The 16,441-nt window shown below is 42.0% G+C and carries 19 protein-coding genes; 12 read left to right on the top strand and 7 right to left on the bottom strand.

Translation table 11 applies throughout. The features are described from left to right. Positions 1-167: 167 nt before the first annotated feature. The 4 genes from rpoD to AC0C66_RS05420 all read left to right on the top strand — a co-directional run bounded on the left by rpoD (position 168) and on the right by AC0C66_RS05420 (position 3,991). Positions 168-1,283 (top strand): RNA polymerase sigma factor RpoD, encoded by a 1,116-nt coding sequence (rpoD, locus tag AC0C66_RS05435; protein ID WP_003226225.1) that lies wholly within the window; start codon positions 168-170, stop codon positions 1,281-1,283. A 326-nt stretch (positions 1,284-1,609) separates the two neighbouring features. Continuing rightward, positions 1,610-1,972: a cytochrome c550 gene (cccA, locus tag AC0C66_RS05430; RefSeq protein ID WP_014114442.1), complete on the top strand. Its 363-nt coding sequence runs from the start codon at positions 1,610-1,612 to the stop codon at positions 1,970-1,972. 254 nt (positions 1,973-2,226) lie between these two features. Further along, on the top strand, positions 2,227-2,877 hold the full coding sequence (trmK, locus tag AC0C66_RS05425; protein WP_240509999.1) for a tRNA (adenine(22)-N(1))-methyltransferase TrmK: 651 nt from the start codon (positions 2,227-2,229) through the stop codon (positions 2,875-2,877). Then, complete coding sequence (locus tag AC0C66_RS05420) at positions 2,870-3,991, top strand: Nif3-like dinuclear metal center hexameric protein (protein ID WP_072183189.1); 1,122 nt, start codon at positions 2,870-2,872, stop codon at positions 3,989-3,991. The genes trmK and AC0C66_RS05420 overlap by 8 nt, the downstream gene beginning before the upstream one ends. A gap of 22 nt (positions 3,992-4,013) precedes the next feature. Here AC0C66_RS05420 and AC0C66_RS05415 read toward each other — a convergent pair whose 3' ends face one another. Together AC0C66_RS05415 and vrrA are read right to left on the bottom strand one after the other, a co-directional pair. Beyond that, positions 4,014-4,958, bottom strand: a complete 945-nt coding sequence (locus tag AC0C66_RS05415; protein ID WP_014114439.1) for a 4-hydroxy-3-methylbut-2-enyl diphosphate reductase — start codon at positions 4,956-4,958, stop codon at positions 4,014-4,016. A 122-nt stretch (positions 4,959-5,080) separates the two neighbouring features. Then, entirely contained in the window at positions 5,081-5,803 is a 723-nt protein-coding gene (gene vrrA / locus AC0C66_RS05410; protein WP_072183566.1) for a VrrA/YqfQ family protein, read from the bottom strand. Between the two features lie 168 nt (positions 5,804-5,971). Between vrrA and cshB the strand changes: the two genes are divergently transcribed. Next, the gene (gene cshB, locus AC0C66_RS05405; protein ID WP_014114437.1) at positions 5,972-7,288 is read left to right on the top strand and encodes a DEAD-box ATP-dependent RNA helicase CshB; all 1,317 of its coding nucleotides are present in this window, start codon (positions 5,972-5,974) and stop codon (positions 7,286-7,288) included. Positions 7,289-7,297: 9 nt separating this feature from the next. Next, the gene (locus AC0C66_RS05400; protein WP_032727307.1) at positions 7,298-8,191 is read left to right on the top strand and encodes a deoxyribonuclease IV; all 894 of its coding nucleotides are present in this window, start codon (positions 7,298-7,300) and stop codon (positions 8,189-8,191) included. A gap of 26 nt (positions 8,192-8,217) precedes the next feature. Here AC0C66_RS05400 and AC0C66_RS05395 read toward each other — a convergent pair whose 3' ends face one another. After that, positions 8,218-8,472 (bottom strand): DUF2624 domain-containing protein, encoded by a 255-nt coding sequence (locus tag AC0C66_RS05395; RefSeq protein WP_072181756.1) that lies wholly within the window; start codon positions 8,470-8,472, stop codon positions 8,218-8,220. 116 nt (positions 8,473-8,588) lie between these two features. Here AC0C66_RS05395 and AC0C66_RS05390 point away from each other — a divergent pair, with 116 nt between their 5' ends. After that, the gene (locus tag AC0C66_RS05390; protein ID WP_014114434.1) at positions 8,589-9,470 is read left to right on the top strand and encodes a YitT family protein; all 882 of its coding nucleotides are present in this window, start codon (positions 8,589-8,591) and stop codon (positions 9,468-9,470) included. Positions 9,471-9,607: 137 nt separating this feature from the next. Continuing rightward, positions 9,608-10,045 carry a zinc uptake transcriptional repressor Zur gene (gene zur / locus AC0C66_RS05385; RefSeq protein ID WP_014114433.1) on the top strand — a complete coding sequence of 146 codons (438 nt, stop codon included), beginning with the start codon at positions 9,608-9,610 and terminating at the stop codon, positions 10,043-10,045. Positions 10,046-10,086: 41 nt separating this feature from the next. Here zur and AC0C66_RS05380 read toward each other — a convergent pair whose 3' ends face one another. Beyond that, positions 10,087-10,668, bottom strand: a complete 582-nt coding sequence (locus AC0C66_RS05380; RefSeq protein WP_072181757.1) for a hypothetical protein — start codon at positions 10,666-10,668, stop codon at positions 10,087-10,089. 133 nt (positions 10,669-10,801) lie between these two features. On the opposite strand from AC0C66_RS05380, the gene AC0C66_RS05375 reads away from it, so the two are divergent. After that, the gene (locus AC0C66_RS05375; protein ID WP_072181758.1) at positions 10,802-11,191 is read left to right on the top strand and encodes a DUF308 domain-containing protein; all 390 of its coding nucleotides are present in this window, start codon (positions 10,802-10,804) and stop codon (positions 11,189-11,191) included. A 25-nt stretch (positions 11,192-11,216) separates the two neighbouring features. Here the strand turns inward: AC0C66_RS05375 and ispG are convergent, their stop codons facing one another. The 3 genes from ispG to AC0C66_RS05360 all read right to left on the bottom strand — a co-directional run bounded on the left by ispG (position 11,217) and on the right by AC0C66_RS05360 (position 13,627). Then, entirely contained in the window at positions 11,217-12,350 is a 1,134-nt protein-coding gene (gene ispG / locus AC0C66_RS05370; RefSeq protein WP_472973511.1) for a flavodoxin-dependent (E)-4-hydroxy-3-methylbut-2-enyl-diphosphate synthase, read from the bottom strand. A 121-nt stretch (positions 12,351-12,471) separates the two neighbouring features. Beyond that, the gene (locus tag AC0C66_RS05365) at positions 12,472-12,771 is read right to left on the bottom strand and encodes a LysM peptidoglycan-binding domain-containing protein (RefSeq protein WP_014114429.1); all 300 of its coding nucleotides are present in this window, start codon (positions 12,769-12,771) and stop codon (positions 12,472-12,474) included. A gap of 94 nt (positions 12,772-12,865) precedes the next feature. Continuing rightward, complete coding sequence (locus AC0C66_RS05360; protein WP_472973510.1) at positions 12,866-13,627, bottom strand: DUF1189 domain-containing protein; 762 nt, start codon at positions 13,625-13,627, stop codon at positions 12,866-12,868. 110 nt (positions 13,628-13,737) lie between these two features. On the opposite strand from AC0C66_RS05360, the gene AC0C66_RS05355 reads away from it, so the two are divergent. The 3 genes from AC0C66_RS05355 (at position 13,738) to AC0C66_RS05345 (ending at position 16,408) form a co-directional block, all read left to right on the top strand. Continuing rightward, entirely contained in the window at positions 13,738-14,220 is a 483-nt protein-coding gene (locus AC0C66_RS05355; RefSeq protein ID WP_461845614.1) for a DUF456 domain-containing protein, read from the top strand. A gap of 180 nt (positions 14,221-14,400) precedes the next feature. Further along, positions 14,401-15,009 (top strand): superoxide dismutase SodA, encoded by a 609-nt coding sequence (gene sodA, locus AC0C66_RS05350; RefSeq protein WP_014114427.1) that lies wholly within the window; start codon positions 14,401-14,403, stop codon positions 15,007-15,009. Positions 15,010-15,115: 106 nt separating this feature from the next. Then, complete coding sequence (locus AC0C66_RS05345) at positions 15,116-16,408, top strand: MFS transporter (protein WP_061186863.1); 1,293 nt, start codon at positions 15,116-15,118, stop codon at positions 16,406-16,408. Positions 16,409-16,441 lie beyond the last annotated feature (33 nt).

Below are 16,441 nucleotides of genomic sequence, written 5' to 3'. Positions count from 1 at the left end.
ATGATTCCTTGCGGAGGAGCAAATAGATCGCTTAACCTCATCATGAATTGTCATTTCATTATTCGCACATTGTTAAAGGCAGTTCACATAGAAAACGCCTGAATGGACCGAATAAGAATCATACCGCTTATAGAATTCGTTGCAAGCTTTGGAAGGAGGGATCCATAATGGCTGATAAACAAACCCACGAGACAGAATTAACATTCGACCAAGTAAAAGAGCAATTAACAGAGTCTGGTAAAAAACGTGGCGTTTTGACATATGAAGAAATTGCCGAGCGTATGTCCAGCTTTGAAATTGAATCAGACCAAATGGATGAGTATTATGAATTTTTAGGTGAACAAGGTGTTGAATTAATTAGTGAGAATGAAGAAACAGAAGATCCTAATATTCAGCAGCTTGCCAAAGCCGAAGAAGAATTTGACCTTAATGACCTAAGTGTACCGCCTGGCGTCAAAATCAATGACCCAGTTCGTATGTATCTAAAGGAAATCGGCCGGGTTAACCTTCTTTCTGCAAAAGAAGAAATCGCCTACGCTCAAAAGATTGAAGAGGGTGACGAAGAATCTAAACGCAGATTGGCTGAAGCGAACCTACGGCTTGTTGTCAGTATCGCAAAACGGTATGTCGGACGCGGAATGCTGTTCCTTGACCTGATCCAGGAAGGTAACATGGGTCTGATGAAAGCCGTTGAAAAATTTGATTACCGCAAAGGTTATAAATTCAGTACGTATGCTACGTGGTGGATCAGACAGGCAATTACTCGCGCCATTGCCGATCAGGCGAGAACGATCCGGATTCCCGTTCATATGGTTGAAACCATTAATAAATTAATCCGTGTGCAGCGTCAATTACTGCAAGATTTAGGCAGAGAACCAACACCTGAAGAAATTGCGGAAGATATGGATTTAACACCTGAAAAAGTACGCGAAATCTTAAAGATTGCACAAGAGCCGGTATCGCTGGAAACACCGATCGGTGAAGAGGATGATTCGCATCTTGGTGATTTCATTGAAGACCAGGAAGCAACTTCACCTTCAGACCACGCCGCATATGAGCTATTGAAAGAGCAGCTGGAAGATGTACTTGATACGTTAACTGATCGTGAAGAAAATGTATTGCGTCTTCGATTCGGTCTTGATGATGGCCGTACAAGAACATTAGAAGAGGTCGGCAAGGTATTTGGAGTAACGAGAGAGCGTATTCGACAAATCGAAGCCAAAGCGTTGCGGAAACTAAGACATCCTAGCAGAAGTAAACGTTTGAAAGATTTTCTCGAATAAGATGGAACGGGTCTTGCAGATCCGTTCTTCTTTTTTCAAAAAGATATATGGATAATATGCCTTTATTTTACTGAAAAATGATGTCATTTGCAAATGGACATTGTGACGAAAAATTTCAAATATGATTCCATATTTTCTATTGTAAGCGTATACAATACATTATACAATAGAATAAAAAGGATATCAGAGAAATAGGCATGTTTCTATTCAATTTTGTATAAAGTGTGAATAAAAAACTTTTGTATAGCAATCCATTTACTTTTTGTAAAATTAAGTTAGAATTAGAAGTGTTTACATAGGGGAAGGATCAAAAAGGGGGAAGGGAAATGAAATGGAACCCGCTTATTCCATTTTTATTGATCGCTGTTTTAGGAATTGGTCTAACTTTCTTTTTATCAGTAAAGGGGCTTGATGACTCTCGGGAGATTGCAAGCGGCGGAGAAAGCAAATCTGCTGAAAAGGAAGATGCAAACGCTTCACCGGAGGATATTTATAAGGCAAACTGTATCGCGTGCCACGGTGAAAATTATGAAGGTGTTTCAGGTCCGAGCTTAAAAGGTGTAGGGGATAAGAAAGATGTCGGTGAGATTAAAACAAAGATCGAAAAAGGTGGCAATGGAATGCCTTCCGGTCTTGTTCCGGCTGATAAGCTAGATGATATGGCAGAGTGGGTGTCAAAAATTAAATAAAAAATCTATCTTTCTCCTTATTCGTTCTCAGGCCGCCGAGATGTTCTCGACAGCCTTTTATTTTTGTCTGCGTATGTAGACACACATCAAAAGAAATAAACTGAAAATCATTCGCTCAGCTTGGATTCCGGGCTGATTTTTTATATGATAGTAAAGGAAAAAATGATGGAGAAAAGTTGTGATGACAAGTGAACGAATTAAAATTATCTAAACGATTGCAAACAGTAGCGGAATACATACCGAATGGAGCGGTGATGGCCGATATCGGGTCTGACCACGCTTACCTTCCTTGTTATGCGGTGCTAAATCATAAAGCCAGCGGGGCAATTGCGGGAGAAATAACAGACGGCCCGTTTTTGTCTGCCAAGCGGCAGGTAGAAAAATCAGGCTTAAGCGCGCACATTTCTGTAAGGCAGGGAGACGGCCTGGAAGTCATTAAAAAAGGTGAAGCCGATGCCATTACGATTGCCGGAATGGGCGGATCTTTGATCGCTCACATTTTAGAAGCGGGTAAAGACAAATTAACCGGGAAAGAACGGCTTATTTTACAGCCGAATATTCATGCTGTTCATATCAGGGAGTGGCTTTATAAAGAAGGATATGCGCTGACAGATGAAGTGATCCTTGAAGAAGACGGAAAGTGCTATGAGGTGCTTGTCGCCGAAGCGGGAGACAGAGATGCGGCTTATGCCGGTATTTCATTATCAGCTGGTATGCTCGTCGGCCCTTTCTTGGTAAAAGAAAAGAATGCTGTCTTTTTGAAAAAATGGACACAAGAGCTTCAGCACACGCAAAACATTTATGAACAGATCAGCCGAGCTGCAAGTACAGAGCAAAATAAACAGAAATTAAAGGAGCTCGCGGATCGAATAGAGCTGCTAAAGGAGGTTATCGATCATGGCTAAAAGCGTAAATGGGCAGCAGATCATCCAGCTGTTTGAACAATTTTCCCCGAAAGCCTATGCGGTCGAAGGCGATAAAATCGGCCTGCAAATCGGCACCTTAAACAAACCGATTAAAAATGTGATGGTTACACTTGATGTGTTGGAGAGTGTTATCGATGAAGCGATTGAAAAAGAGGTTGATTTGATTATTGCACACCATCCTCCTATTTTCAGGCCGCTAAAGCATATTTCAACAGATCAGCCTGCCGGAAGGTTAATTGAAAAGTGTTTGAAGCATGATATCGCTGTTTATGCAGCTCACACAAATTTAGACATTGCAGACGGCGGCGTCAATGACTTGCTTGCTGAAGCATTAGAGCTGAGTGAAACAGAGGTGTTGGTGCCTACTTATACTGATCCTCTGAAAAAGCTGGCCGTATACGTGCCGAAGGAATATGAAGAGCAGGTCAGAACAGCGCTTGGAAATGCGGGAGCCGGCCATATCGGCGAATACAGCCATTGCGCATTTTCATCTGAAGGAATCGGCAGCTTTAAGCCATTGGATGACGCCAAGCCTTTTATCGGTGAAGTGGGAGAGCTTGAGCTTGTTCATGAAGTTAGGCTAGAGACTGTGTTTCCTAAAAGCATCGAAAAAGGTGTTATACATGCAATGATAAAAAGCCATCCATATGAAGAAGTCGCTTACGACATCTATCCTGTCGAACAGTCTCCTGCCGAAAAAGGGCTCGGCCGTGTCGGAACACTTAAAAATGAGATGACACTCAAGGAATTCGCTTTATTTGTAAAAGACAAGCTTGAAGTGAATGGCGTCAGAATGGTGGGTGAAGCTGACAGCATGGTGAAGAAGGTAGCTGTTCTAGGCGGAGATGGAAACAAGTATATTCATCATGCGAAACGAAAGGGCGCCGATGTTTACGTCACAGGAGATTTATACTTCCATGTGGCTCATGATGCGATGATGCTAGGCCTGAATGTTGTTGATCCGGGACATTACGCGGAAAAAATCATGAAAGAAGGCGTCGCGAGAAAATTGACGTCAATGTGCAATGATAAAAAGCTGGACGTAACTATCTTTGTTTCTGAAACAGATACAAATCCATTTGCATTTCTATAAAAAAACTGAGGCTTATACAGCCTCAGTTTTTTGCTTTTACTTTCGGAAGTATTTTTTTGAGCGGTACATTGTGTTCCGTTGTCCAAGTTGATGGATCTTCATGCTCATACTGCTCCAAAAAGCGAATGACTTCTTTTGTGATCGGCGTTGGTGTTGAAGCCCCTGCAGTAACTGCAACGGTATTAACGCCTTTCAGCCATTCGAGTTTTAATTCGCTTAGGTCTCCGATTCGGTATGCTTTTGTGCCGGCTATTTCCTCTGACACTTGAGCGAGCCTATTTGAATTGTTGCTTTTCGGGTCGCCGACAACGATTGTTAAGTCTGCTTTTTTCGCTTGTTCTGATACAGCTTCTTGCCGTACTTGAGTAGCGAGGCAAATCTCTTGATGATATTCGACATGAGGATATTTCTCTTTGACAAGCTCCATGATGTCGTGAACATCCCATTGAGACATCGTTGTCTGATTGGTCACGATTAATTTCTCTGCTTGGATATCAAGGTTTTTCACATCTTCTTCTGTTTCAACTAAGTGAACGATCTCAGGCGCTACGCCAACGGCTCCTTCAGGCTCTGGATGCCCTTTTTTGCCGACATAGATCACGTGATAACCTTTTTCTTTCATCTCTAGAATTAAATTGTGGGTTTTCGTCACATCCGGACATGTAGCATCAATTGCGACTAATCCTTTTTCCTCAGCGATTTTTCTGACTTCGGGAGAAACACCATGCGCAGTGAAAATAACAGTTCCTTTTTCAACCTGCTTCAAGATGTCCAGACGGTTAGCACCGTCCAAAGTAAAGATTCCTTCCTCTTCAAACGCATCAGTGACGTGTTTATTATGAACAATCATCCCGAGTATATAGATGGGTCTTGGCAAGCTTTTATCTAGTGACGCGTTTTTGGCAATGACCATAGCATCAACAACGCCATAGCAATAGCCGCGCGGCGAAATTTTAATTACGTCCATTTTCGGTTGTCCTCCAATACTGAAGTGAGTAAAGGCAATATAAAAAGCCGTAATCAAACGGCTCTATTCTTGCATTCTTCTGATCTCATTATAGCCAATCTCACTTCAGATATCAAAGAATGTTAAATATATAATCTCGGCTTTGAACTGCCTGATGTTCTTTTCGGAGAAGGAGAGGCAGCTTCATTTTTCTTCGGGGCAGATGTTTTTGATTTTTGTTCTTTATTGTCAGATGTTTTTGATTTCTTGGATAGAGAAGAACTTTTTGGTTGTGATTTTTTGTTCCCATCTGAGCTTTTGGTTTCAGCCTCGTTCTCTGTTTCTGAGGTTTCTTGTGAATCTGTTTGATTTTCATTTTCCTCATTGCTCTCTGTATCATCACTTTTACTTAATTGGCTGTACAGCTTCATCATTGCCGGCAGATTGCGGACTAATGGGCCGTACTGCTGGATCATGGGGGTGACTTGCTGAGCCATGCCGAGCACTTTTTGCACATTCCCAAGCATACTGGATAAAGATGCAGGATTGGCGATATTTTGAATGCTTTGCAGACCTGCTCCCCCGCTCGCTGCTGTGCCTGCTCCTGGAGCTCCGGCGCCGCCAGCGCCTCCTCCGCCGGGTAAGAACCTTGACAGCATTCCTTTTAGGCCTCCGCCCGCACCATTTCTCGCCCCGGCATTTGCCTGAGGAAGAAATTGTCCGGATTGCTGAAAACCTTGCTGCTGCGGTCCAAATGAAGGCCTTCGCATATTAGGCGGTCTTCTGCCCATCATTTGCTGATTTGGCATGGGGCGGGGCGGTCCGGCCTGCGGATAATTTCTCATCGGCTGCTGCGGTGAAAACATACTTGTACCTCCTTTCAGCTCTCTCTGCTATTAGAATATGCATGGGCTGCGGTATTTGCTTTACATAACTGAATAAAACAAACGCCTTGCAAACGTGGTGTTTTTATGCAAAATCGGGTATAATGTGATGATGGACACATAATGTGCCGCTTTAAGGAGCTGGGAAAAATGAAAGAAACGAAATTTGAACTTTATGAATTGAAACCATTTATTATAGATGCAGTACACCGCCTTGGTTTTTACGAACCGACTGATATTCAGAAAAGGCTGATTCCTGCAGTGTTAAAAAAAGAAAGCGTCATCGGCCAGTCACAGACGGGAACTGGAAAGACGCATGCTTATTTACTGCCTTTATTAAACAAAATCGATCCTGCCAAGGATGTCGTTCAGGTTGTCATTACGGCTCCGACTAGAGAGCTTGCCAACCAGATTCATCAGGAAGCGCTTAAAATCACACAGGGTGAGGAAGGCAGCCAGATTCGCTCGAAATGTTTTATCGGAGGCACAGATAAACAAAAATCGATTGATAAACTGAAGACACAGCCGCATCTTGTTGTCGGTACGCCCGGACGGATTGCCGATTTAATCAAAGAACAGGCGTTAAGTGTTCATAAAGCGGAATCTCTCGTCATTGATGAAGCGGATTTAATGCTGGACATGGGATTTATTGCAGATGTAGATTACATTGGTTCTCGCATGCCTGAGGATCTGCAGATGCTTGTGTTCTCAGCGACGATTCCGGAAAAGCTGAAACCATTTTTGAAAAAATATATGGAAAATCCGAAATACGCCCACGTGGAGCCAAAACAGGTGACTGCTGCGAAAATCGAGCATATTCTCATTCCTTCGAAACATCGTGACAAGGACAAGCTCCTTTTTGACATCATGTCTCATCTGAATCCATACTTGGGCATTGTGTTTGCCAATACGAAAAACACTGCTGACCATATCGCTCAATATTTAACTGGAAAAGGTATGAAAATCGGGCTGCTGCACGGCGGATTAACGCCTCGTGAACGGAAAAAAGTCATGAAGCAGATCAATGATTTAGAATTCACTTATGTCATTGCAACGGACCTTGCCGCAAGAGGCATTGATATTAAAGGTGTCAGTCATGTTATCAACTATGAGCTGCCGGATGATCTCGATTTCTATATTCACCGTGTGGGCAGAACGGCTCGCGCTGGCTCATCAGGACAAGCGATGACCATTTTCGAGCTTTCTGATGAGGATTCATTAGCCAGACTTGAGAAAATGGGCATCGAATTTGATTACTTAGAGCTTGAAAAAGGCGAGTGGAAAAAAGGCGATGACCGCCAGCGCCGCAAAAAACGCAAAAAAACGCCGAACGAAGCGGATGAAATTGCGCATCGTCTTGTGAAAAAGCCGAAAAAGGTAAAGCCTGGATATAAAAAGAAAATGAGCTACGAGATGGAGAAAATCAAGAAAAAACAGAGAAGAAACCAATCTAAAAAAAGAAAGTAGGGGAACCTGTTGTTGAGAATAGGCTCACACGTCTCTATGAGCGGAAAACATATGCTTCTTGCTGCAAGCCAGGAAGCAGTCTCTTATGGAGCGAACACGTTTATGATCTATACAGGCGCACCACAAAATACGCGCCGAAAGAAAATTGAAGACTTAAATATAGAAGCTGGCCGGGCACACATGCAAGAAAACGGCATTGACGAGATTATCGTACACGCGCCTTATATTATTAATATTGGCAACACGACAAATCCGTCGACTTTTGAGCTTGGTGTCGATTTTCTTCGTTCTGAAATTGAGCGGACAGCGGCCATCGGAGCGAAGCAAATTGTCCTTCACCCGGGCGCTCACGTAGGAGCGGGAGCTGAAGCAGGAATCAAAAAAATTATTGAAGGCTTAAATGAAGTGATTGATCCGAATCAAAATGTCCAGATTGCATTAGAAACTATGGCAGGAAAAGGATCAGAATGCGGCAGAAGCTTTGAAGAGCTTGCACAGATTATCGATGGCGTTACACACAATGAGCATTTGTCAGTATGCTTTGACACGTGCCATACACATGATGCCGGATATCAGATTGTCGAAGACTTTGACGGAGTGCTGAATGAGTTCGATAAAATCGTCGGTATTGACCGTATTAAAGTACTTCATATCAATGACAGCAAAAATGTCAAAGGTGCAAGAAAAGACCGCCATGAAAACATTGGCTTTGGTGAAATCGGATTTGACGCCCTGCAATATGTTGTTCACCATGAGCAGTTAAAAGACATTCCAAAAATTCTTGAAACGCCGTATGTCGGTGAAGATAAAAAGAATAAAAAACCGCCATACCGTTTCGAGATTGAAATGCTGAAAGAAAAACAATTTGATGACACATTGCTCGAAAAGATTTTACAGCAATAAAAAATGGGGGATAGCTCCCCCATTTTTTAGGTTGTAAATTGTTTGAATAGTTCATCAACAGTTTGGGCTGTTTCTTTTGATGTAATTGCCTCTACTTGTTTCAGCAGCCGCGTTCGTTCTCTCTCATTAAAAATGTTCACATTTTTCCCGTATAACAGGTTTGCTACTTCAATGGCCTGCGGTCTTGTTAAACTGATTCCGTATTGTTTTGAGTACTTCAGCAAATCGTCAGCAGTAGCCTGATTAAGCCGCTGCAAAATAATTCTTTGAAATAAAATCATCGACCATTCCACCTCCAGACTTAATGTATGGGCAAAACAGTAAAATGTGTCAGTGTTTAATGGTAAAATAGATTTATAATGTATTTAAAAATAGTTATTGCAGGAAAGGAGATTTTATGACCCCAACAAAACAACATAAGAGAGAAACATTTTCCCACTTTATTTTCAGGGTCTTCATGATTCTGGCAGGAGCTGCATGTGCGGCTGTAAGTATCGAATTATTTTTAATCCCCAACGATTTTATTGATGGCGGGATCATCGGTGTATCACTAATTTTAGACCACCTCTTTAAGTCAACCCCAATTCTGAATTTCGCTTTATTCGTTGTCGTGTTAAATATTCCTTTTATGATCTTCGGATATAAATATATCGGTAAGACCTTCCTTGTCTCTACGATGATTGGGATTGTTGGGCTTGCCGTTATTGAATCCTCGCTTCACCATGTAGAAGCCATTACAACTCAGCCTATTTTGGCCACTGTGTTCGGAGGTCTTTTACTCGGCTTTGGAGTCGGACTCGTTATTCGAAACGGAGGTTCAATGGATGGTACAGAAATTCTCGGTATTTTGCTGACGAAAAAGTTGCCGTTTTCAGTAGGTGAGTTCGTTATGTTCATCAATGTATTCATTTTCATTTGGGCTGTTTTTGTGTTCGGTCCTGAGCAAGCAATGTACTCTTTCATGACTTATTATATTGCGATGAAAACAATTGATGCCGTAATCCAGGGGCTTGATGAAACAAAAGCTGTCATTATAGTGTCTGATCAGTATGATGAGATTTCCGACGCGATTTTGCACCGTCTCGGTCGCGGAACAACCAAGCTGAAAGGGAAAGGCGGATATACGGACGAAGAAAAGGACGTGATTTACGCGGTTGTCACAAGGCTGGAAGTGACTAAGCTTAAATCGATCGTGTTTGAAGTCGATCAAAATGCATTCATAACAATTATGAATACTCATGAAACGAGAGGCGGGAAATTCAAAAACGCAATCCACTAGGCTTTCATTTACTTTTATTCATTTTATGGGTATAATTTTATCTGCAGTAGAGAAAATGGCTTGCTGGTCAGACAGCTGCCATTTTCTTTTTCATACATGTGATACGTTCTTAAGCAAAGCGAAAAGGGGGAACCTTCATGAACGTACAAGAAGCGCTGAACCTACTGAAAGAAAATGGATATAAATATACAAACAAACGGGAGGATATGCTGCAGCTTTTTGCTGATTCAGACAGATATCTTACCGCTAAAAACGTACTGTCTGCATTAAATGATGATTATCCCGGCTTAAGCTTTGATACAATCTACAGAAACCTTTCTTTATATGAAGAACTTGGTATTTTGGAAACAACCGAGCTGTCCGGTGAAAAACTCTTCCGATTTAAGTGTTCATTTACCCATCATCATCATCACTTTATTTGTCTTGCTTGCGGTAAAACCAAGGAAATTGAATCATGTCCGATGGACAAGCTTTGTGATGATTTGGATGGCTATCAGGTCAGCGGGCATAAATTTGAGATTTACGGCACATGCCCTAATTGTACAGTGGAAAATCAAGAAAACACGACTGCTTAATTGCATATATATGAGAAAAGGAGCCCAGTTTGGCTCCTTTTTCAGTTATTGACACGTATGAAGTGATGTTTGTTTTTATTCATCCATTGAACGGCTTCTAGCCAGTTGTTTACTCTGATGATGTTTGAATCAATCGGAAGCTGATTATAAGGGGAATTGAATAAAATTACCGGTATACCGGCTTCTTTCGCGATCATCATCGCGTTTCCGTGATGATCCTCAAAAAACAAGTCGATGTTATGATTTTTGACTGCCTCAACTTTATGATGACCGCCAACGAGTTCGATGTGGTCGTAGTGAATGTTTTGTCTGTCAAACCATTCATAGGTAATATCAGTTAAATGAGTCCGTCTTGCTGTAATATAAATAAGCTTGTGCTCCTCTTTGAGGAGGTCAAGTGACTGTTTTGCATGCTGTGCAAGCAATGCTTCCTTATATATGATCGCTTCATTTTGATTCATCCAATCCCAAAATTCTTTCTGCGTAATGTTTAACAGCTTTGTTAAATCATAATCCGTCATATCGTTTAATGAAATGGAAAGATTAAACGAGCGGTTCAAATAAGGGACGAATGTATCCTGAGCCGTGATTGTGCCGTCAATATCTATTCCTAAGCGTAACATGCCCACACTCCTTCAGTTTCATCCCTTCAAGTGTAACATAAACAATTGACATTAACAGAAAAGTTTAGCAAACATGAATCAGGCGAAATAGATCAAACTATAAAAGCTCCTTTAATAAAAACAGAAGGGGGAATTGAAGGTGGCAAACGATTACGAAAAACGTGATAACAACGGCTACTATGTTGATCATGGTTCTGAAGGAACAAATATAACCCGCGACAATGATGGTTTTTTTGAGGAAACGGCTGCTGAAATCGCAGAGCCTTACCGTGCTGCTGACCGCAGCAATGACCGAGACAATGACCGCAGCGGCGGCAATGTCAATGAAGGACGGGGAATAGGGTATATTGCTTTAGCCTTGTCCATTATTTCATTGTTTGTACTGCCTGTTTTATTGGGAGCTGCCGGTATTATTGTCGGCTATATCGCAAGAAGAAGAGGTGCCCAAGGCCTTGGAGCTTGGGCGATGGGTATCGGTGTCGTCTCATTAGTGCTTGGAATATTTATTATTCCTTTCTTCTAACACAAAAAAGCTTGACGGGTTCCCGTCAAGCTTTTTGTGTCTCTTCTTTTAATTTTGCTTTTTCAGCTTCAAACTTTGCATAGTGTTCTTCAGCAAGAATGTCGATTTCTTTCTTGAGTTCTTCTACCATTGTTTCCTCTGGAACCTTACGGACAATTTTCCCTTTCCGGAATAACAGCCCTTCGCCGCGAGCTCCGGCGATGCCGATATCAGCTTCTCTCGCTTCACCGGGTCCGTTTACGGCACAGCCGAGAACAGCGACTTTAATCGGCGCTTTAATTTTAGAAATATATTCTTCCACTTCATTGGCAATGCTGATTAGATCAATCTCAATACGGCCGCAAGTCGGACATGAGATGAGCGTGGCAGCATTGGAGGCTAAACCGAAAGATTTCAGAAGCTCTCTTGCTACTTTTACCTCTTCCACAGGATCTGCGCTTAATGAAATGCGCATTGTGTTCCCGATGCCCTTGCTTAAAATCGCGCCGAGTCCTGCTGCGCTCTTTACCGTGCCGGCAAACAGTGTTCCTGACTCGGTGATCCCGAGGTGCAGCGGGTAGTCAAATGCTTTCGCCGCTTTTTCATAAGCCTCGATTGCGAGGTTCACGTCAGATGCCTTCATGCTGACAATAATATTGTGAAAATCGAGATCTTCAAGAATTTTAATGTGATGAAGTGCGCTTTCTACCATTCCGTCGGCAGTCGGATAACCGTATTTTTCTAAAATCCGTTTTTCAAGTGAACCGGCGTTTACTCCGATTCTGATCGGAATCCCTTTTTCTTTCGCCGCTTGAACGACTGCTTCGACTTTTTCGCGGCGGCCGATGTTGCCGGGGTTGATTCGGATTTTATCTGCGCCGCCTTCAATGGCTTTTAACGCAAGTTTATAATCGAAATGTATGTCAACAACGAGCGGAATGGAAATGCGTTTTTTAATATCTGCGATGGCGTTTGCTGCCCGTTCATCCGGACATGCTACCCGGACGATTTGGCATCCGGCTTCAGCCAAACGGTTAATTTCTGCAACCGTTGCTTCTACATCATGTGTTTTTGTTGTTGTCATGCTTTGGATGACAACTTCATTGTTGCCGCCTATTGTTAAAGGTCCCACTTTGACGGGACGCGTTTTTGTACGATGTGTGATTTCACTCACTTGCAATCGCTCCTTAATTGTAGTTGCCGCTTCTAGATATAACAATTCTAGTATGGTTTATGTGAATTTATTTTACAAATTATATTGTAACAGTGTCTTCGCCGAACTGACAAGAAATTAACGTTAATTAAGGGTAGACCGGGAATTTGTACGCTGCTCCTGCTTGAATGGCGTTGGCTTTCACATTCGGATTCAGTGCTTCAAAATCCTTTACAATGTCGTCTGGAGAACCTGCTGATCCGACAATCGACATAACCGTATCACCCGGCTTTACCTTCACTGTTTTATATGCTGGTTCTTGTGCAGCCGTTTTTGCTGATGCTTCGTAGACAGGGAGGTCCTGAATGGGTATTGTTCCAATTTTGAGATCATAAAAAAGAATAAAAAGAATAAAAACAAAACTGCATACAAAAGTGAGACGCTTCATCGCTTTTCCTCCCGCATACGAAATTTTATACCATAGTATGCTTGTCCAATTAGATTCATGACAAAAGAAAAGAGACTGCCAAGGCAGTCTCGGATTATACAGCAGTTTTTTTGGAAGGAATCTCTTTTAAAACAAGAAACAGGATGACAAAGTTGACAAACCAGTTCAGCAAAAATTCACTTGGAACTGTCACTTCTAACGCTCGCATAATCGTAAAGAATACAGTCGAAAGGGTGATGGAATAAGCAGAAAGCTTCCAGAGCTGATGGTAGGACAGATGTTTTTTCTGTGAATTCTTAATGATTACCCCGATTAGCGCTAAAAATGATACTTCAATAAATTTTCCTGCGGCTGTTACGAGAAAAATGAGAGCCGAAAGAACAGTTACGATCATCGTTTTATTTTGATTTAAACCTGCAATGACATCTTTTCTCTTTAACTCTGACGGCATCATTGAGTAAGGCATTTCTTGGGCTTGTCCGTCAATGGCCAAAACAAATTTGTTCTGAAGGATGCCGATCGCGTTTTGCTTTGCTTCAATTTGTTCGGTGCCGTAGGCGTCTGTCGGATCAAACACGATAACGAAACCATTTGCCTGTGATTCCGTGGCTTTTTTCTCATCCGTTTGAAGTTTGCCGTTTGAAATTGTGAAATCAGGGAAATCTTTGTTTAAAACGGTTTTAAAGCCGTTCATTGATTTTACGGTCCCTGAGCTTACATAATAAGCGGTTGGAATTGCAAAAAGGACAGAGAGCAAAAATACATAAAGAATCGCTTTTCCGATTCCTTGAAATCTTGTTTTTGCAATATCACGGGGAGAGTATGTACTTTTGATGAAAAGCTGAAATACATTCACTATCTTCACTTCCTAGCTATACTAATATATGTTGCTTATTGTATCGTTGCCTGCGTGTGAATACAAGGAAGACATGAAGAAGATGGATGTAAAAAGGGAGGATGGATGTCATGGATTTGTTTTATTGGCTGGTGATTGCGGCGGTATTTATCATCGCCTGTATTGGGCTGGTGTATCCCGTTATTCCAAGTGTAGTATTTATCGTTGCTGGCTTTGTATTGTATGGATTTTTGTTTTCATTCGGTCCGTATTCTTATATGTTCTGGCTCATTGAAGCTGTTTTTGCCGCAGTATTATTCGCCGCAGATTACGTGTCTAATCTGCTTGGAGTAAAAAGGTTTGGCGGAAGCAAAGCCGCCATATGGGGAAGCACGATCGGTTTATTAATCGGGCCTTTCGTCATTCCGGTTGCGGGGATCATATTAGGGCCATTTATCGGGGCGGTTTGTGCAGAACTTATCGTCCATCAAAAGGACATAAAGTCAGCGTTTAAAATCGGTCTCGGCTCACTCATTGGCTTTTTAACAGGGGTTATTGCAAAGGGCATCATACAGCTTTTGATGATCGGATATTTTTTATGGACGGTCCTATAAGAATTGTGGGCGGCAGGTTTAATCGGGCGGATTATCGGTTAAAGTGAAATATGTCCGCTGAAATGAGCCAAAATGTGAGCATTTTCATTGATTACCAAGCATTCTTTTGTTACATTGAATGAAGAAAGGCTCGCTGTGAAGCGGCATTTCAGTACATATATATATTAAGGAGGAATTATCATGGCTTACGAACTTCCAGAATTACCTTATGCGTACGATGCTTTAGAACCGCATATCGACAAGGAAACTATGACTATTCACCATACGAAACACCACAACACATACGTTACAAATTTAAACAAAGCGGTTGAAGGAAACACTGCTCTTGCAAACAAATCAGTTGAAGAGCTTGTTGCAGATCTTAATTCTGTTCCTGAAAACATCCGCACTGCAGTCCGCAACAACGGCGGCGGACACGCGAACCACAAATTATTCTGGACGCTTTTATCTCCAAACGGCGGAGGCGAGCCGACTGGCGCGCTTGCTGATGAGATCAACAGTGTATTTGGAAGCTTTGACAAATTCAAAGAGCAATTCGCAGCTGCAGCAGCTGGACGCTTCGGTTCTGGCTGGGCATGGCTTGTTGTGAACAACGGCAAACTTGAGATCACAAGCACGCCAAACCAAGATTCTCCGCTTTCTGAAGGCAAAACGCCTATCTTAGGTCTTGACGTTTGGGAGCATGCATACTACCTTAACTATCAAAACCGCCGTCCTGATTACATTTCAGCGTTCTGGAATGTTGTGAACTGGGACGAAGTGGCTCGTCTATACAGCGAAGCAAAATAATGACACAAGCAAGGTCCTCAATATAGGGCCTTGTTTTTTTATGTCTTCTTTTTACATATCTCGGTTTGAGTGAGACAGACTAAGGGATAGTAAAGGGGAGTCAGTAATGAGCAAACTAAAAAAAGTGATTGGCGATGTAGACGTAAACAAAGGATTACTCTTTCTGCTGACCATTGGCGGGCTTTATTCGCTAGGAATTGCACTGTCCAATACATTTGTTAATGTGTATCTTTGGAAGCAGTCAGGGAAATTTATTGATTTAGCGATATATAATTTATCCATTGTGATAATGCAGCCGATAACCTTTTATTTGGCTGGACGGTTAGCCAAAAAAATAGACAGGGTGTTCATTTTAAGGTTCGGTGTGATTTTTTTAGCTGCCTTTTATTTAAGTGTTCTTTTAGCCGGAGAAACGGCGGCCAGCCGGCTTGTACTGATCGGCGCGGTGCTCGGAGTGGGCTATGGCTTTTATTGGCTTGCGTTTAACGTGCTGACCTTTGAAATAACAGAGCCGGATACGCGGGACTTTTTCAACGGATTTATGGGTATTCTCTCTTCCTCTGCAGGAATGATCGGCCCGATTGTAGCGGGATTCGTTATCTCGAGGCTTGAAAATAATACGGGTTACACAGTGATTTTCAGTCTCTCCCTCAGTTTATTTGCCTTGGCTGTCGTGATGAGCTTTTTTTTAAAGCGGAGAGAATCAAAGGGCCGTTTTATGCTGAGCAAAGTATTTGGAGAGCGCCATAGCAATATGAACTGGCGGAGAATTACGAATGCGCATTTTTTTCAGGGTTTGAGAGAAGGGATTTTTGTCTTTTTAATCAGTGTATTTGTATTTATTGAGACAAACAGCGAACTGGCTCTCGGCACATTTGGCCTCGTCAACTCAGCTGTTTCCTTCTTTGCCTACTACTTTGCATCCAGGCTGATTAAGAAAAAGAACAGAAAAAAATCGATTTTGCTGGGCGGACTTATTCTGTATGGAGCGCTGTTTTTGATTCTGTTTCATATGAGCTTTACGACATTATTGACATACGGCGTTTTTATTGCCATCGGCTATCCACTTTTGCTCGTTCCATATGTATCACTTACATATGATGTGATAGGACGGGCGAGGCATGCCAGAAAAGCAAGAATTGAATATATCGTGCTGAGGGAATTGTTTTTAAACGCCGGCAGGATTGTCTCCATTTTATGTTTTCTTCTGATTGTGGCCCTTCTGAAAGAGGATGTGGGAATTCCTTTGGCACTTGCTATATTGGGCGTAGGACATCCGCTGATTTATTACTTTGTCAAGGATATCCGTTTTAAGGAGAAAGAAGAGGGAAATGAAACCATGGAAGAAGACGGCCAAAAACGGGTAACTGAACCGAATCTTTTAAAAGGTGAAAGATAATTTTTTGTCAAAAAGGGGTTATCTGTAGAAAAA

This window comes from Bacillus sp. VA13, from assembly GCF_055710085.1.
The sequence above is the reverse complement of the archived record's forward strand: the minus strand, read 5'-3'. Positions and strand labels throughout refer to the sequence as shown.

Coding starts and splice junctions, on each gene's coding strand:
- rpoD (WP_003226225.1), top strand. CDS start 168: ATGGCTGATAAACAAACCCACGAGACAGAATTAACATTCGACCAAGTA.
- cccA (WP_014114442.1), top strand. CDS start 1,610: ATGAAATGGAACCCGCTTATTCCATTTTTATTGATCGCTGTTTTAGGA.
- trmK (WP_240509999.1), top strand. CDS start 2,227: ATGGCCGATATCGGGTCTGACCACGCTTACCTTCCTTGTTATGCGGTG.
- AC0C66_RS05420 (WP_072183189.1), top strand. CDS start 2,870: ATGGCTAAAAGCGTAAATGGGCAGCAGATCATCCAGCTGTTTGAACAA.
- AC0C66_RS05415 (WP_014114439.1), bottom strand. CDS start 4,958: ATGGACGTAATTAAAATTTCGCCGCGCGGCTATTGCTATGGCGTTGTT.
- vrrA (WP_072183566.1), bottom strand. CDS start 5,803: ATGTTTTCACCGCAGCAGCCGATGAGAAATTATCCGCAGGCCGGACCG.
- cshB (WP_014114437.1), top strand. CDS start 5,972: ATGAAAGAAACGAAATTTGAACTTTATGAATTGAAACCATTTATTATA.
- AC0C66_RS05395 (WP_072181756.1), bottom strand. CDS start 8,472: ATGATTTTATTTCAAAGAATTATTTTGCAGCGGCTTAATCAGGCTACT.
- AC0C66_RS05390 (WP_014114434.1), top strand. CDS start 8,589: ATGACCCCAACAAAACAACATAAGAGAGAAACATTTTCCCACTTTATT.
- zur (WP_014114433.1), top strand. CDS start 9,608: ATGAACGTACAAGAAGCGCTGAACCTACTGAAAGAAAATGGATATAAA.
- AC0C66_RS05380 (WP_072181757.1), bottom strand. CDS start 10,668: ATGTTACGCTTAGGAATAGATATTGACGGCACAATCACGGCTCAGGAT.
- AC0C66_RS05365 (WP_014114429.1), bottom strand. CDS start 12,771: ATGAAGCGTCTCACTTTTGTATGCAGTTTTGTTTTTATTCTTTTTATT.
- AC0C66_RS05355 (WP_461845614.1), top strand. CDS start 13,738: ATGGATTTGTTTTATTGGCTGGTGATTGCGGCGGTATTTATCATCGCC.
- sodA (WP_014114427.1), top strand. CDS start 14,401: ATGGCTTACGAACTTCCAGAATTACCTTATGCGTACGATGCTTTAGAA.
- AC0C66_RS05345 (WP_061186863.1), top strand. CDS start 15,116: ATGAGCAAACTAAAAAAAGTGATTGGCGATGTAGACGTAAACAAAGGA.